General features: G+C 58.9%; 16 protein-coding genes. 6 read left to right on the top strand and 10 right to left on the bottom strand.

Translation table 11 applies throughout. The features are described from left to right. The first annotated feature begins 2 nt into the window (after positions 1 to 2). On the top strand, positions 3 to 767 hold the full coding sequence (rsmJ, locus tag FHN83_RS10370; RefSeq protein ID WP_039032468.1) for a 16S rRNA (guanine(1516)-N(2))-methyltransferase RsmJ: 765 nt from the start codon (positions 3 to 5) through the stop codon (positions 765 to 767). A gap of 96 nt (positions 768 to 863) precedes the next feature. Here rsmJ and uspA read toward each other — a convergent pair whose 3' ends face one another. After that, positions 864 to 1,301 carry a universal stress protein UspA gene (gene uspA / locus FHN83_RS10365; protein ID WP_032615029.1) on the bottom strand — a complete coding sequence of 146 codons (438 nt, stop codon included), beginning with the start codon at positions 1,299 to 1,301 and terminating at the stop codon, positions 864 to 866. Positions 1,302 to 1,584: 283 nt separating this feature from the next. Between uspA and uspB the strand changes: the two genes are divergently transcribed. Continuing rightward, on the top strand, positions 1,585 to 1,920 hold the full coding sequence (gene uspB, locus FHN83_RS10360) for a universal stress protein UspB (protein ID WP_032615027.1): 336 nt from the start codon (positions 1,585 to 1,587) through the stop codon (positions 1,918 to 1,920). A gap of 56 nt (positions 1,921 to 1,976) precedes the next feature. Here uspB and pitA read toward each other — a convergent pair whose 3' ends face one another. Continuing rightward, the gene (gene pitA, locus FHN83_RS10355; RefSeq protein ID WP_039032469.1) at positions 1,977 to 3,476 is read right to left on the bottom strand and encodes an inorganic phosphate transporter PitA; all 1,500 of its coding nucleotides are present in this window, start codon (positions 3,474 to 3,476) and stop codon (positions 1,977 to 1,979) included. A gap of 229 nt (positions 3,477 to 3,705) precedes the next feature. Here pitA and FHN83_RS10350 point away from each other — a divergent pair, with 229 nt between their 5' ends. The 3 genes from FHN83_RS10350 to FHN83_RS10340 all read left to right on the top strand — a co-directional run bounded on the left by FHN83_RS10350 (position 3,706) and on the right by FHN83_RS10340 (position 6,606). Further along, a complete protein-coding gene (locus FHN83_RS10350; RefSeq protein WP_139563791.1) occupies positions 3,706 to 4,899 on the top strand; it encodes an NAD(P)/FAD-dependent oxidoreductase in 1,194 nt (397 codons plus the stop codon). Positions 4,900 to 5,025: 126 nt separating this feature from the next. Next, positions 5,026 to 5,424: a potassium channel family protein gene (locus FHN83_RS10345; RefSeq protein WP_139563790.1), complete on the top strand. Its 399-nt coding sequence runs from the start codon at positions 5,026 to 5,028 to the stop codon at positions 5,422 to 5,424. 156 nt (positions 5,425 to 5,580) lie between these two features. Continuing rightward, on the top strand, positions 5,581 to 6,606 hold the full coding sequence (locus FHN83_RS10340) for a TerC/Alx family metal homeostasis membrane protein (protein ID WP_039032472.1): 1,026 nt from the start codon (positions 5,581 to 5,583) through the stop codon (positions 6,604 to 6,606). A 176-nt stretch (positions 6,607 to 6,782) separates the two neighbouring features. Here FHN83_RS10340 and FHN83_RS10335 read toward each other — a convergent pair whose 3' ends face one another. The 3 genes from FHN83_RS10335 to FHN83_RS10325 all read right to left on the bottom strand — a co-directional run bounded on the left by FHN83_RS10335 (position 6,783) and on the right by FHN83_RS10325 (position 9,248). Continuing rightward, entirely contained in the window at positions 6,783 to 7,445 is a 663-nt protein-coding gene (locus FHN83_RS10335; RefSeq protein WP_082019625.1) for an HAD family hydrolase, read from the bottom strand. Between the two features lie 93 nt (positions 7,446 to 7,538). Next, the gene (locus tag FHN83_RS10330) at positions 7,539 to 8,333 is read right to left on the bottom strand and encodes an SDR family NAD(P)-dependent oxidoreductase (RefSeq protein WP_139563789.1); all 795 of its coding nucleotides are present in this window, start codon (positions 8,331 to 8,333) and stop codon (positions 7,539 to 7,541) included. Between the two features lie 54 nt (positions 8,334 to 8,387). Further along, complete coding sequence (locus tag FHN83_RS10325) at positions 8,388 to 9,248, bottom strand: LysR family transcriptional regulator (RefSeq protein ID WP_139563788.1); 861 nt, start codon at positions 9,246 to 9,248, stop codon at positions 8,388 to 8,390. A 99-nt stretch (positions 9,249 to 9,347) separates the two neighbouring features. Between FHN83_RS10325 and FHN83_RS10320 the strand changes: the two genes are divergently transcribed. Next, complete coding sequence (locus FHN83_RS10320; RefSeq protein ID WP_139563787.1) at positions 9,348 to 9,854, top strand: phenolic acid decarboxylase; 507 nt, start codon at positions 9,348 to 9,350, stop codon at positions 9,852 to 9,854. A gap of 5 nt (positions 9,855 to 9,859) precedes the next feature. Here FHN83_RS10320 and acpT read toward each other — a convergent pair whose 3' ends face one another. The 5 genes from acpT to FHN83_RS10295 are packed head-to-tail and all read right to left on the bottom strand — an operon-like array spanning position 9,860 to position 14,034. After that, positions 9,860 to 10,441: a 4'-phosphopantetheinyl transferase AcpT gene (acpT, locus tag FHN83_RS10315; protein ID WP_139563786.1), complete on the bottom strand. Its 582-nt coding sequence runs from the start codon at positions 10,439 to 10,441 to the stop codon at positions 9,860 to 9,862. Between the two features lie 2 nt (positions 10,442 to 10,443). Beyond that, positions 10,444 to 11,673 (bottom strand): beta-ketoacyl-ACP synthase, encoded by a 1,230-nt coding sequence (locus FHN83_RS10310; RefSeq protein WP_139563785.1) that lies wholly within the window; start codon positions 11,671 to 11,673, stop codon positions 10,444 to 10,446. Further along, positions 11,670 to 12,401 (bottom strand): 3-ketoacyl-ACP reductase FabG2, encoded by a 732-nt coding sequence (locus tag FHN83_RS10305; protein WP_039032478.1) that lies wholly within the window; start codon positions 12,399 to 12,401, stop codon positions 11,670 to 11,672. The genes FHN83_RS10310 and FHN83_RS10305 overlap by 4 nt, the downstream gene beginning before the upstream one ends. Further along, positions 12,398 to 12,871, bottom strand: coding sequence for a 3-hydroxy-fatty acyl-ACP dehydratase (locus FHN83_RS10300; protein WP_139563784.1), 474 nt, complete (start codon positions 12,869 to 12,871; stop codon positions 12,398 to 12,400). The genes FHN83_RS10305 and FHN83_RS10300 overlap by 4 nt, the downstream gene beginning before the upstream one ends. Continuing rightward, positions 12,868 to 14,034, bottom strand: a complete 1,167-nt coding sequence (locus FHN83_RS10295; RefSeq protein WP_139563783.1) for a beta-ketoacyl-[acyl-carrier-protein] synthase family protein — start codon at positions 14,032 to 14,034, stop codon at positions 12,868 to 12,870. The genes FHN83_RS10300 and FHN83_RS10295 overlap by 4 nt, the downstream gene beginning before the upstream one ends.

The following is a 14,034-nucleotide window of genomic DNA, read 5'->3' as shown; positions in this document are numbered from 1 at the left end:
TCGTGAAGATTCATTTAGTAGATGAAACAGGCGCCGGAGACGGCGCCTTATCTGTTCTGGCGGCCCGCTGGGGGCTGGAGCACGATGAAGAGAACCTGATGGCGCTGGTGATGACTACAGCGCATCTGGAATTACGCAAACGCGACGAGCCCAAACTCGGCGGCATTTTTGTCGATTTCGTCGGCGGGGCGATGGCGCACCGGCGTAAGTTCGGCGGCGGCCGCGGTGAAGCGGTGGCAAAAGCCGTGGGGATTAAGGGCAGCTATCTGCCGGATGTGGTGGATGCCACGGCGGGACTCGGGCGCGATGCCTTTGTGCTGGCCTCGGTGGGCTGTCGGGTGCGGATGCTGGAGCGTAACCCGGTTGTGGCTGCGTTACTGGATGATGGCCTGGCGCGCGGCTATGCGGACCCGGAAATCGGCGGCTGGCTCCAGGAGCGGCTGCAGCTGATCCACGCCTCAAGCCTGACGGCGCTGACCGACATCACTCCGCGTCCGCAGGTGGTCTATCTCGACCCGATGTTCCCGCACAAGCAGAAAAGCGCGCTGGTGAAAAAGGAGATGCGGGTATTTCAGTCGCTGGTGGGGCCGGATCTGGATGCGGACGGCTTGCTGGAGCCTGCCCGTCTGCTGGCAACGAAGCGCGTGGTGGTGAAGCGCCCGGATTACGCACCGCCGCTGGCGGATGTTGCGACGACCAATGCGGTGGTGACCAAAGGCCACCGGTTTGATATTTACTCCGGCACGCCGGAGGAGGGTGCGGCCTGATGCCCCTCACCCCAACCCCTCTCCCCATAGGGGCGAGGGGCTCGATCGTTCCCTCTCCCCTATGGGGAGAGGGCCAGGGTGAGGGGTATTTCCCACTTACTCGTCGTCTTCGTCGCGCAGCGGCACAATCAACATATCAACGTGCACGGTGTTAATCAGCTGGCGGGCTGACGACATCAGCTTGCTCCAGAAGTCCTGGTGATGGCCGCAGACCACCAGATCCATATCGTATTTCTTGATGGCATCAACCAGCACCTGGCCCAGATCGCCGCTGCCGCTCAGGGTTTCGGTGATCGGATAGCCGGCATTGGTGGAGAGTTCGGTCAGCGCCTGGTGGGTCTCTTCGGAGATACGCTTCTGCATATCCCCCAGATTCACGTCAATCAGGCCGGTATAGAGATCGGAGTAATTCACGTCCACGTGAATCAAGGAAACTTTCGCATTGTACGGACGCGCCATGGATACCGCTTTATCAACCAGCACTTTGCTCTCCGGGGAGAGGTCAACAGCGATCAGAATATGTTTATAAGCCATAGTGTTACTCCTTCCTTAAGTTATCGATGACCAATGCGTGTAGCAGTCGTCTACCTGCTTTCATTACGGCCCAGTTAAACAAAATTTTCAAGCATTGGTGTTGATAACGATTAACCTTGTGGCAAAAAAATTAACGGATCTCCTACACTATTGAATAAGCCGTTCGGATAATAAAATGTGAAGCCGATCCGCTTTTGAGTCTCTCTTTCACTGAACCGTCTGTCAGGGCATGGGTGCGGTAGTCCCGAAGCGTTGCTTCGTGGGCGGACGCCGGGGAGGAAGTATGATTAGCACCGTCGCATTGTTTTGGGCGTTATGTGTGGTTTGCATTGTGAATATGGCGCGTTATTTCTCATCCTTGCGCGCGCTGTTAGTGGTACTGCGTGGCTGCGATCCGTTGCTTTATCAATATGTGGACGGCGGGGGCTTCTTCACCTCGCACGGGCAGCCCAGCAAACAGATGCGCCTGGTGTGGTATATCTACGCCCAGCGCTATCGCGATCATCATGATGATGAGTTTATCCGTCGCTGTGAACGCCTGCGTCGTCAGTTCATTCTGACCAGCGCGCTGTGCGGCCTGGTGGTGGTGAGCATGATTGCTCTCCTCATCTGGCATTGAGCGCAAAAAAAAGCGGGCCAGTTACCTGACCCGCTCTTATCGTTATCTGCCTGCGATTAGATGAATTGCAGGGAGATCCAGTACAGACCGCCAGACAGCAGAATCGATGCCGGCAGGGTAAATACCCAGGCCATCAGAATGCTGGTCACGGTTTTGCGTTGCAGACCGCCGCCATCAACCAGCATAGTACCCGCCACGGACGAAGAGAGAACGTGGGTTGTGGATACCGGCATACCGGTGTAGCTGGCCAGACCGATAGAGACTGCCGCCGTCATCTGAGCGGACATCCCCTGGGCATAGGTCATGCCTTTCTTACCGATCTTCTCGCCAATGGTTGTCGCCACGCGACGCCAGCCAACCATCGTACCCAGACCCAGCGCCAGTGCGACCGCCATGATGATCCAGATAGGTGCGTACTCGATGGTGTTCAGCATGTCCACTTTCAGTTTCTTCAGCAGACGTTGGTCGTCAGAAGAGACTTCAGGCAGCTTAGACACTTTATCAGTCACGTCGGAGATGCACAGCATGATGCGACGCATCTGGCCACGCTGCTCTGGAGTGAGCTTGTCGTAGCTTTCGACGTCCGTCAGCATGCCTTTAGCGCGCTCCAGGGCATTGATCGCATTGGCCGGGTGGCAGTGGAACTCGCCTGGGGCGGTGGTTGCACCTGCTTCCGGAGAAGGGATCAGCTGATCAACGCCGGTCGCTTTTTTCAACAGATCAGGACGCTGCTGGAAATAGGTTTCAACGTTGTTAATGGCGTCACGGGTACGGGTAATTTCGTAACCGGTAGCATTCATATTCACCACGAAGCCAGCAGGTGCCACGCCAATCAGCACCAGCATCACCAGACCAATGCCTTTCTGACCGTCGTTAGCGCCGTGAGAGAAGGCCACGCCGATAGCAGAGATGATCAGGGCGATACGCGTCCAGAATGGCGGCTTTTTCTTACCGTCTTTCTTTTCACGCTCGGCTGGCGTCAGGTGGATACGGGCACGTTTTTTGGTGCCGCTCCAGTAACGACGCAGCAGGAAGATTAAACCACCCGCCACAACCAGACCGACAATCGGGGAGATAATCAGTGAACCGAAAATACCCAGAACTTTAGGGATGTTCAGCGCGTCCACCACAGACGTACCGGTCATCAGCGCATTGGTTAAACCAATCCCGATGATAGCGCCGATCAGCGTGTGAGAACTGGATGCTGGCAGGCCGAAATACCAGGTACCGAGGTTCCAGATAATTGCAGCAAACAGCAGAGAGAACACCATAGCAAGGCCATGGCCGGAGCTGACATTCAACAGCAGATCCGTTGGCAGCATATGCACAATCGCGTAGGCTACGCTCAGACCCCCCAGAAGAACGCCAAAGAAGTTAAACACCGCAGCCATCACTACCGCAACCTGCGATCGTAATGCCCGAGTGTAGATAACCGTTGCGACTGCGTTCGCAGTGTCATGGAAGCCGTTAATCGCTTCGTAGAACAATACAAAGGCCAGAGCAAGCAAGAGTAAAAGCCCGGTATGTAAATCCAGGCCGGCAAACAAATGTAGCATAGGACGTTACGCCATCTTGAGGACATGAACGCGGCGCATTATCCAGGACAAATGCGCAACGGGCAAAGTGAAATATAGCTTTTTTTTGATTTGCCTACTGACATAAGCGTAGCAGTAAAAGAATTATTTTTTAGATTTCAATTAAATGAATGAAATTGCAGATCTTTGCGCTGGTGCGTTTCTTGAGGAAACTTTACAATTCGCGCCCCCAAAACAGGAGGATCGAGACGTGGAAAAGTATGATGCCATCATTATTGGCGCCGGTGCGGCAGGTTTATTCTGTGCGGCGATGGCCGGACAGGCAGGGCGCCGGGTTCTGCTACTCGATAACGGCAAAAAACCAGGCCGAAAAATCCTGATGTCGGGCGGCGGGCGCTGCAACTTTACTAACCTTTATATCGAGCCTGCGGCTTATCTGAGCCAGAACCGTCATTTTTGCAAATCTGCGCTGGCACGTTATACCCAGTGGGACTTCATTGACCTCGTAGGGAAACACGGCATCGCCTGGCATGAGAAAACGCTGGGGCAACTTTTTTGCGACGATTCTGCGCAACAAATCGTTGATATGCTGGTGGCGGAGTGTGAAAAAGGCGAGGTTACCCTACGACTGCGCAGCGAAGTGCTGGAAGTGGCGCGAGACGATGCGGGATATACCCTGCAACTGAACGGTGAAACCGTGAGCGCCGAAAAGCTGGTGATCGCCAGTGGCGGCCTCTCGATGCCGGGACTGGGTGCGACGCCGTTTGGCTATAAAATTGCCGAACAGTTTGGCCTGAAGGTTTTGCCCACCCGCGCCGGGCTGGTGCCCTTCACCCTGCACAAACCGCTGCTGGAACAGCTGCAGACGCTGTCCGGGGTCTCTGTACCTTCAGTTATCACTGCCGAAGACGGGACGGTGTTCCGTGAGAATCTGCTGTTCACCCATCGCGGCCTCTCCGGTCCGGCGGTGCTGCAAATCTCCAGCTACTGGCAGCCGGGCGAGTTCGTCACCATCAATTTAGTACCGGATTGCGATCTGGAGAGTTTCCTCGACGAGCAGCGCGCGGCACACCCTAATCAGAGCCTGAAAAATACCCTGGCGATGCAGCTGCCGAAGCGGCTGGTGGAGTGTCTGCAACTGCTGGGGCAGATCCCTGACGTATCCCTGAAGCAGCTCAACACCCGCGAGCAGCAGGCGCTGGTCGACACCTTAACCGCCTGGCGCGTACAGCCGAACGGCACCGAAGGCTACCGCACCGCGGAAGTGACGCTGGGCGGGGTGGACACCAACGAGCTCTCCTCGCGCACCATGGAAGCGCGCAACGTGCCGGGACTCTACTTTATCGGCGAAGTGATGGACGTGACAGGCTGGCTGGGCGGCTATAACTTCCAGTGGGCGTGGGCCAGCGCCTGGGCCTGCGCAGAAGCGCTGGCGGAGAAGTAGTCCCCCGGCGCAACTATTGCCCCTTTTGTTTCATCCACATCCGCTACACTGCATCTCAAACGTGCCTCTATCCTGCGCCCTGTTCTGCTGAACAGGGCGTATTTCGTTGCCAGCAGAGAGTGTGATATGCAGCTTGTCAGCATTATTATCCTGATTAACCTGACGGTAATCATTCATTCCATATGGATGTTTTTTGTCCTGAAAGTCATCAACCTGAATGTGGAATCGGTTATCCGCATTGTGTTTCGCAATATCGCCATCATCATGACCGCGCTATTCGCCCATCTGCTTGAAGCCGGCCTGTTTGCCGCCTTTTATCGCTATGTGGAGGCGTTTTCTGACTGGAATACCAGCCTCTATTTCTCACTGGTCAGCTACGCTACGGTGGGGTACGGCGACGTCACCTTGCCGGAGCACTGGCGGCTGATCGGCGGGATAGAAGGACTGACTGGCGCGCTGATGGTTGGCTGGTCGGTGGCGGTGCTGGTGGCCGTCCTGCAGCGGCTGCGCGGCATGAGCCAGTAAAGCGCCGATGGCAGAACCTCCGCATTGTGAGGTAAAGTACACTCCCTCACGCAGGGTTATGCGTTTTAAGGGAGAAGCCGGTAAACGGTCCCCCTTTTTCTTCACTGGCCTCGCCAGTCTGCATGGTATGTATTTTGTCTTCAAAAAGGGTTGTCTATGTCATCTGCTCATCTCGGTTTCCCGACGGAAACCGTTGTTGTTTTTGTGGTGATGGCTGTCGGGGCGATGTTTATCGACCTCTTCATGCATCGCCATGACAAACCAATTTCACTAAAAAGTGCCTCGTTGTGGTCCCTGTTCTGGGTGATGATGGCGATGGCGTTCGCCGGGTTCCTCTACGTTCATCACGGTGCCGAAGTGGCGAGCCTGTTCCTCACCGGTTATGCGCTGGAAGAGGTGCTCTCCGTTGATAACCTGTTCGTGATGATGGCGATCTTCGCCTGGTTTGGCGTACCGGATCAGTATCGTCACCGGGTGCTTTACTGGGGGGTGATCGGCGCTATCGTCTTCCGCGGTATTTTCGTTGCCATCGGTACCAGCCTGCTGAGTCTCGGGCCTTACGTTGAAGTGGTCTTTGCCCTGATTGTGGCCTGGACGGCGGTGATGATGCTCAAGCGCGGCGAAGAGCAGGACGAGATCGAGGATTACTCCCAGCATCTGGCCTATCGCGCGGTAAAACGCTTCTATCCAATCTGGCCAAAAATCACCGGTAACGCCTTCCTGCTGAGCCAGAAAGAGGTGGACGCCGAGCTGGAAAAACCCGAGAACCAGGACGTGATGGTTGGACGGGTGAAGAAGGCGAAGCGCTACGCCACGCCGCTGCTGCTTTGTGTGGCGGTGGTTGAGCTTTCAGACGTGATGTTCGCCTTTGACTCCGTACCGGCGATCATCGCCGTCAGCCGCGAGCCGCTGATTATCTACAGCGCCATGATGTTCGCCATCCTCGGCCTGCGTACCCTCTATTTCGTGCTGGAAGCGCTGAAGCAGTATCTGGTGCATCTGGAGAAAGCGGTGATTGCGCTGCTGTTCTTCGTGGCCTTTAAGCTCGGCCTGAACGCCACGGATCACTTCTGGCATCACGGCTACGGCATCGGCGCCACGGCGAGTCTGCTGGTGGTGTTGGGCGTACTGGCGGCGGGGATCGTGGCGAGCCTGCTGTTCCCGGGGAAACGGGAAGCCTGAGTTTTTTGCCCGGCGGCACTTCGTTTGCCGGGCCTACGGAGGGTGGTTTTGCCCGGCGGCGCTGTGCTTGCCGGGCCTACGGATGGTGGTTTTGCCCGGCGGCACTTCGTTTGCCGGGCCTACGACGGGATATGCAGTTGTAGGCCGGGTAAGGCGAAGCCGCCACCCGGCATGGTTTACGGCTTGATGGGTGAATTACGACGCGCACGCGGCGGATGGAAATGACGCCAGTGCGGATCCTGCGCCGCCGCCAGCAGCTCGTGATCGCCACGGGTGTCGCCCCAGGCGCGCACGTGATAGTTGGTCAGGCTGCCGTAGACGTGCTCCAGCCGCGCCACTTTCTGCGCACAGCGGCAGTTATGGCCGGTGATCCGCCCGGTCAGCTTGCCGTTTTTCACTTCCAGCTGGGTGCCAATCAGTTTAATGCCGAGCTTGTCGGCCCACGGCTGCAGCACCAGCGCCGGGGAAGCGGAACAGATCGTCACTTCCGCACCGGAGTTCACCTCCGCCGCGACCGCCAGCACGCCCTGCGGGCGCATCAGTCTGTCCCAGTACTTTTCGCAGAACCGCTCGGCCTGCTCGCGCAGCCAGTGCTCATCCACGCCGGTCAGGAAGGTTTTGATCAGCACCTCTTTCAGCTCGTCGCGGGTCAGCTTGCGGCGCACGCAGTGAATGGTCGGCAGGGCCATTCGCACCAGGCGACCGGCAAAGTAGCGTTTACCGAACGCAAAGCGTAAGAACGGGATAAAGCTGTCGTGATGCGTCAGCGTACCATCAAAGTCGAACACGGAGAGGACGCGGGATTTCGCCACGGCCTCATCGGCAATCATATTGGTCATAACAGGGTCTTAGCGTAAAGAGACATTCTGCCCTCAGTTTACCTGCTTTAGCGGCAGATGCCACCCGCCAGCGGGCGGGCGGCCTTCGGGCGGCTAGATGATGTCGTCCACCACGCCGCCATCCACGCGCAGCGCCGCGCCGGAGGTAGCTGAAGCCTGCTGGGAACAGACGTAAACCACCATGTTCGCCACTTCGTCCACCGTGGCGGCCCGCTGGATCACCGAGCTTGGGCGGTTGGCCATCACGAACTCTTTCGCCAGCGTCTCCAGCGACTTGCCGGTTTTCTCTATCTCGTCTTTCATCATCTCCGCAAAGCCATCCGACATCGTCGGGCCAGGCAGGACGCTGTTGACGGTGACGCCGCTGCCGGCGACAAATTTTGCCAGCCCGCGCGCCAGCGACAGCTGCGCGGTTTTGGTCACGCCGTAGTGGATCATGTCTGCGGGAATATTGCAGGCCGACTCTGAGGAGATAAACACCACCCGGCCCCAGCCTTTTTGCACCATGCCGGGCAGCAGGGCGCGTGAGAGGTGCACGCCGGACATCACGTTGGTTTGCCAGTAGTTATTCCAGGTCTCATCGTCGGTGGCGTAGAAATCCTGGGGTCCGTAGATCCCGGCATTGTTGACGAGAATATCGACGCCCGAGGCGACCTTCAGCAGGGCATCCACCCCCTCAGCCGTACTGAGATCGGCAATCGCCGCCCGCACCTGAACGCCGGGGATCTGCTGTTGCAGCTGCTGGATGCCCCGGTTGACCGAGTCGATGCTGCGTCCGTTAACAATCACCTCTGCGCCGCTTTCCGCCAGCCCTCTGGCGATGGCGAAGCCAATGCCGCCGTTGGAGGCGGTCACTAACGCCACTTTCCCCGTAAGATCGATTTTCACGGTCTGCTCCTTGTCATATTTGAAGTTCAGACCGTTAAGCGTAGCAGTTCACCTCTACGACGGCTGTCTGAAGAGGTGCAGTAAGGTTTCAACCTGTTCGTCGAGCGGGGCGAGCGTGCGTTTTACAATCAGATGCAGCGGTGTCGCACGGCGCGTGCCATGGGTCAGGGGCACTGTTTTCAGCACACCGCTTTCCAGCTGCTGCTGAATTCGCTCTTCCGGTAGCCAGCCATACCCCACCTGATACATCACCGCATCGATAGCGGCATCAATGGTGGAGAAGGTCCAGGCTTCGCCGCCGGGAGGCGCGGCGTAATCCTGCCCGGCGATCTGGATGAGTGGCCAGGGGCGTAGCATTTCATCAGTGAGCGGCGTGCCGTGTTCAAACAGTGGATGCTCCCGATGCGCCACGGCGACAAAATCGATATTCATCAGCCATTCGCCGCGCCCGGTCACATCCTGGCGGCGGGTTAGCACCATCACGTCGGCTTCGCTCTGGTTCAGCGCCTCACCGGTGTTCTCAAGTATTTCAGTCAGATGCACCTCGGTTTGCGGATAGCGCTGTTGAAACTGGCGCAGAATGGCAAACAGATGACGGCGAGGGAAAATGCTGTCCACCACCACATCCAGTCGGGTACGCATCCCGTTGCGCAGCGTCGCGGCGCGAGTCTCCAGCAGGGTAAAAGCGTTCAGCAGCGGTTTAACCTGATTTAACAGCAGCTCCCCTTCCGGGGTCAGCACCGCCTTACGCCCCACCTGAACCAGCAGCGACACGCCCAGCCGCTCCTGTAACAACGCCAGGTTATAACTGACGGAGGACTGGCTGCGATGCGTCTCCTCTGCGGCGCGGGCAAAGCTGCCCAACTCAACGACGCGTTCAAGCAGTGACCACTGCTCAAGGGTAGTTTTGTGCATAACTCATCTGATTTTTGAATGAATTTGATTAAATCATAGCGTTATTCATCCATTTTTTGCAGGCGTAAGATGGGCTCATTGAAACAGAGGAGAAAAACTATGAGCCATTTTGATAAACATGATTTGAGCGGTTTCGTCGGCAAACATCTGGTCTACACCTACGACAACGGCTGGAACTACGAGATTTATGTCAAAAACGAGCAGACCCTCGACTACCGTATCCACAGCGGGATCGTGGCAAACCGTTGGGTAAAAGATCAGCAGGCTTATATCGTTCGCGTGGGCGAGAGTATTTATAAAATTTCGTGGACTGAACCGACCGGTACCGATGTGAGCCTGATTGTGAACCTCGGCGACAGGCTGTTCCACGGCACTATCTTCTTCCCGCGCTGGGTGATTAATAACCCGGAAAAAACCGTCTGCTTCCAGAACGATCATATTCCGCTGATGGTCTCTTATCGCGAGGCGGGCCCGGCCTACCCAACCGAGGTCATTGATGAGTTCGCCACCATTACTTTTGTGCGCGACTGCGGTGCCAATAACGATGCTGTCATTGACTGTGCTGCCAGCGAGCTGCCGGCAGACTTTCCGAATAATTTGAAATAAGCAGGTTACAGAACCCGCAGCGCGTCGTTATGCAGGGTGAAGGGGGTAGGGGTACAGACCGCGAGACTCAGTTCGCCGTACTGAAAATGGCTGACGCTGAGCGCTGAAGGAAAGGTGCTGTCGATACTGACAATCTGCCAGGCGCTGCCGCCGCGCTGTTTGACGATAGCCTCTTTGCGCGTCCAGATGCGCCAGAAGGCCGACAGTTTTGCCTCAGGCAACTCCCGCTCCAGCTCGTCATGTTCGGCGACGCTAAAGACGGCATTGGCCAGCGCCTGCCAGTTATCCCGCGGGCGGATCACTTCGATATCGCAGCCCACTTCGCCCTCGTCGCTTAGCAGCAGGGCAATATCATCCCCGCTGTGGCTCAGGTTGAACCAGTATGGCCTGGCATCGACAAACGCCGGTTTGCCCTGTTCACCAAAGACAATTTCCGGTACCGGGGCGGGGGATAAGGCCCGGGCGAGCAGCGTCCGCCCGGCCAGCCAGGGGATGCGGCGCGCGCCTTCCGGCGCCTGCTCAGAAAGCGCTGACGCCAGAGGGTCAGCGCTGAGGGTAGAAATCTTTCCCAGAAGGAACTGGTACATAGTCACGCCCAGCGTTTAATGATGATGGAGGTATTAATGCCGCCGAACGCGAAGTTGTTGCTTTGAAGGTATTCGCAGTCAAGGTGACGGACTTCCCCCATAATATAATCTAACGCGCCGCATTGCTCATCCGGTTGTCTTAAATTGACGGTGGGCGCGAACCAGCCCTCGCGCATCATTTGCAGACTCATCCACGCCTCCAGCGCGCCGCAGGCCCCCAGGGTATGGCCGAAATAGCTCTTCAGAGATGAGATCGGCACACTGTCGCCAAACACTGCGGCGGTGGCCTGGCTTTCGGCGATATCCCCCCGGTCGGTGGCGGTGCCGTGCGCCGAAATATAGCCGATATCCTGCGGGCTCAGCCCGGCTGACGTCAGCGACTTCTCCATGCAGATCTGCATGGTTTCCCGCTGCGGCTGGGTGATATGCGCCGCGTCGCAGTTGGTGGCGAAGCCCACAATCTCGCCGTAGATGGTGGCACCCCGCGCCTTCGCATGCTCCAGCTCCTCCAGGATCAGGGTGCCTGCCCCCTCGCCAATCACCAGCCCGTCGCGCTGGATATCGAAGGGAGACGGCGTGGATTGCGGGGCATCGTTACGCTGGCTGGTGGCGAACAAGGTATCAAACACCGCCGCTTCCGATGGGCAGAGCTCTTCGGCTCCGCCTGCCACCATCACCGTCTGATAGCCGTGGCGGATGGCCTCCCACGCATAGCCAATCGCCTGGCTGCCGGAGGTACAGGCGCTGGAGGTGGGGATCACCCGCCCGCGCAGGCCGAAGAACAGGCCGGTATTCACCGCCGTGGTGTGCGGCATCATCTGCACGTAGGTGGTGCCGGTGATGTTGTTGGTGTGCTTCTCGGTGAGCATGGTGGCAAATTCGCTGACCGGGCCGGTGCTGCCGGTGGACGAACCGTAGGCAATGCCGGTTTCGCCCTGGGTGAGGATCGGATCGTCAATCAGCCCCGCCTGCTCCAGGGCCAGTTCGGTGGCGCGGGTCGACAGTAAAGAGACGCGGCCCATAGCGCGGATGCGCTTGCGGGTGTAGTGATCCGGCAGAGTAAAATCATCGATCGGTGCGGCCAGCAGGGTGTGCAGACCCTCATAGATCGTCCACTCCGGCATCCTGCGTACCGCGTTTTTATACTCCCGTAAGCGGGCCGCCACCGACCCCCACGACTCCCCGAAGGCGGTGACGCCGCCCATGCCCGTGATCACCACCCGACGCGTCATAACATTCCCCCGTTAATGGAGATAACCTGGCGGGTCACATAGCCCGCGATATCCGACATCAGGTAGCTGGCAAGGCCGGCCACCTCGTCCGCCTGACCCATCCGTTTCATGGGGATGCTGGCCATCGCCTCTTTCAGCGCGGCCTCTTCCATCTCGATCATCCCGGTATCAATCAGACCGGGCGCGATGCAGTTTACGGTGATTTTGCGCTTCGCCAGCTCAACCGCCAGGGCTTTGGTGGCCCCGATAATGCCCGCTTTTGCCGCGCTGTAGTTCACCTGGCCGCGATTGCCCATCACCCCGGACACCGACGAGATGGTGATGATCCGCCCGCCCTGACGCGCGCCAATCATCGGCATCATGCAGGGGTGAATGACGTTGTAAAAGCTGTCGAGGTTGGTGTGGATTACGCTATCCCAGTCCTCTTCGCTGAGTGCCGGGAAAGCACCGTCCCGGGCGATCCCGGCGTTGCTCACCACGCCATACCAGGGGCCGTTGGCCGCCATATCCTGCTCCAGCACCTCGCGACACTGCGCCCGGTTGCCCACGTCAAACGCCAGCAGACGCCCGCTGCCGCCAGCCTGCTTGATAGCTTCAAGGGTGGCCTCTGCGCCTTCAGCGTCGCGGTGGTAGTGCACGCCGAGGGTAAACCCGTCCGCGGCAAGTTTCAGGGCGATAGCCCGGCCAATGCCTTTGCTGGCGCCGGTAACCAGAACGGAACGACTCATTGACTCACTCCCGTCTTAAACAGTGAAGCTAACTCCTGCTGGCTGGGCTGGAAGGTGTTCACCCGCCCGGTGGCCAGGGTGGAATCATCAAGGGTGATGGCGCACTCGAAGCTGCTGAAGCGCTCATCCTCCATCAGCAGGGTGGCGGTGACGGTTAACGCGCTGCTGGCCGGAAAAAGCCCGGCGGCGCAGACCAGTTCCCGCGCCCCCAGCACCATGCCCAGCGTGCTGCTCTGCAGGCCCTTCTGCTCACGGTGCCAGCCAGACCAGATGCCCACCGTCTGGGCCATCAGCTCAAGGGCGTACCAGCCGGGCAGATCGCCTGCGGTATTTAAAAACGGCGCCAGCACCCCCTGCGGGCTGACGGTGACGCGGCAGACGGCGGATTCAGCGGTGACGCTCTCCACCGACTCCAGCAGCAGCATGGGGGCATCGTGGGGCAGGTACGCTGCCGGGGCTAAATAACTCATGACACTCTCCCCAGCAGGATGCTGGCGTTATTGCCGCCAAAGGCGAACGAATTAGACAAAATCACCGCTTTTTTCAGCGCGGTGGGCTGATGCAGCACGCCGCACGCGGCGAGGGTCGGGTCCGGCGCATAGCGGCTGAAATCCTGGGCGGGCAGGGGGAGATCGCGGGTCAGGATCAGCCAGCTTAGCGCCGTCTCGGTGATCCCCGCCGCCCCCAGCGTATGCCCGGTTAAATGCTTGGTGGAACTGCAGGGCACCGCCTCGCCAAACAGGTCGTGGATCACCTGAGATTCAATCTGGTCATTGAGCGGCGTTGCCGTGCCGTGCAGGTTGATATAGCCCACGTCATCCGGCTTCAGCCCGGCTTCGTTCAGCGCCTGGTGAATGGCGCTGATGGCCCCTTCGCCCTGGGGATGTGGGGCAGAAATATGGTACGCATCGCTCGACTCGCCGCTGCCCAGCAGCGCCACGGGCTGCGGCTCCCGGGTGAGCAGCATCAGGGCCGCCGCTTCGCCAATGGTGATCCCCCGGCGCTCAAGGCCAAAGGGCTCGCACAGCGTGGTGGAGAGCGATTCGAGACTGTTAAAACCGTTCACCGGCATCCTGCTCAGCGTATCTGCGCCGCCAACGATAGCGACATCCACCAGCCCGGCGTCAATCAGCCGACGCCCGCTGATGATGGCCCGCGCGCTGGAGGAGCAGGCGGTGGACAGGGTAAAGGCCGGGCCGTCCAGACCGAGCCAGTTCGCCAGAAAGCGTGACGGATCGCCCAGCTCCTGCTGCGCGTACCGCCAGTGGCTACTCTCTTCGCCGCTGTGCGACAGGCGCACGTGCGCGTCGCCCTCGTCGAGCCCGGAGGTGCTGGTGCCCATCACCACCGCCACCCGGTCGCGGCCGTAGCGGGCAATGGCCTCGTCAACGGCAGGCTGGATCTGCGCCAGCGCCGCCAGCAGCAGCTGATTGTTCCGCGAGCGGTGGGTGGCAAAGCTGTCCGGGATCGCGGGCAGCTCGCCATCGACGCCCCCCAGCACCGCATCCTGCCCCTGCAGCCAGCCGCTGCGCGGGCGCATGCCGGGGGCGACGCCGCGCGTCAGGTTAGCGGCAATCTCGTCGGGAGAGTTGCCCAGGGCGTTGACCAGGCCAACGGCAGAAATGTAGATCAT

The sequence above is a fragment of the Leclercia adecarboxylata genome, from assembly GCF_006171285.1.
In the GTDB taxonomy this organism is placed as follows: domain Bacteria; phylum Pseudomonadota; class Gammaproteobacteria; order Enterobacterales; family Enterobacteriaceae; genus Enterobacter; species Enterobacter barmai.
This window is presented reverse-complemented; position numbering and strand designations above follow the sequence as displayed.

What these genes read in the sequence shown, in the direction of transcription:
- pitA (WP_039032469.1), bottom strand. Translation starts at nt 3,476, where the DNA reads ATGCTACATTTGTTTGCCGGCCTGGATTTACATACCGGGCTTTTACTC.
- FHN83_RS10345 (WP_139563790.1), top strand. Translation starts at nt 5,026, where the DNA reads ATGCAGCTTGTCAGCATTATTATCCTGATTAACCTGACGGTAATCATT.
- FHN83_RS10305 (WP_039032478.1), bottom strand. Translation starts at nt 12,401, where the DNA reads ATGAGTCGTTCCGTTCTGGTTACCGGCGCCAGCAAAGGCATTGGCCGG.
- uspB (WP_032615027.1), top strand. Translation starts at nt 1,585, where the DNA reads ATGATTAGCACCGTCGCATTGTTTTGGGCGTTATGTGTGGTTTGCATT.
- FHN83_RS10320 (WP_139563787.1), top strand. Translation starts at nt 9,348, where the DNA reads ATGAGCCATTTTGATAAACATGATTTGAGCGGTTTCGTCGGCAAACAT.
- FHN83_RS10340 (WP_039032472.1), top strand. Translation starts at nt 5,581, where the DNA reads ATGTCATCTGCTCATCTCGGTTTCCCGACGGAAACCGTTGTTGTTTTT.
- acpT (WP_139563786.1), bottom strand. Translation starts at nt 10,441, where the DNA reads ATGTACCAGTTCCTTCTGGGAAAGATTTCTACCCTCAGCGCTGACCCT.
- FHN83_RS10295 (WP_139563783.1), bottom strand. Translation starts at nt 14,034, where the DNA reads ATGATCTACATTTCTGCCGTTGGCCTGGTCAACGCCCTGGGCAACTCT.
- FHN83_RS10325 (WP_139563788.1), bottom strand. Translation starts at nt 9,248, where the DNA reads ATGCACAAAACTACCCTTGAGCAGTGGTCACTGCTTGAACGCGTCGTT.
- uspA (WP_032615029.1), bottom strand. Translation starts at nt 1,301, where the DNA reads ATGGCTTATAAACATATTCTGATCGCTGTTGACCTCTCCCCGGAGAGC.
- FHN83_RS10310 (WP_139563785.1), bottom strand. Translation starts at nt 11,673, where the DNA reads ATGACGCGTCGGGTGGTGATCACGGGCATGGGCGGCGTCACCGCCTTC.
- FHN83_RS10335 (WP_082019625.1), bottom strand. Translation starts at nt 7,445, where the DNA reads ATGACCAATATGATTGCCGATGAGGCCGTGGCGAAATCCCGCGTCCTC.
- FHN83_RS10300 (WP_139563784.1), bottom strand. Translation starts at nt 12,871, where the DNA reads ATGAGTTATTTAGCCCCGGCAGCGTACCTGCCCCACGATGCCCCCATG.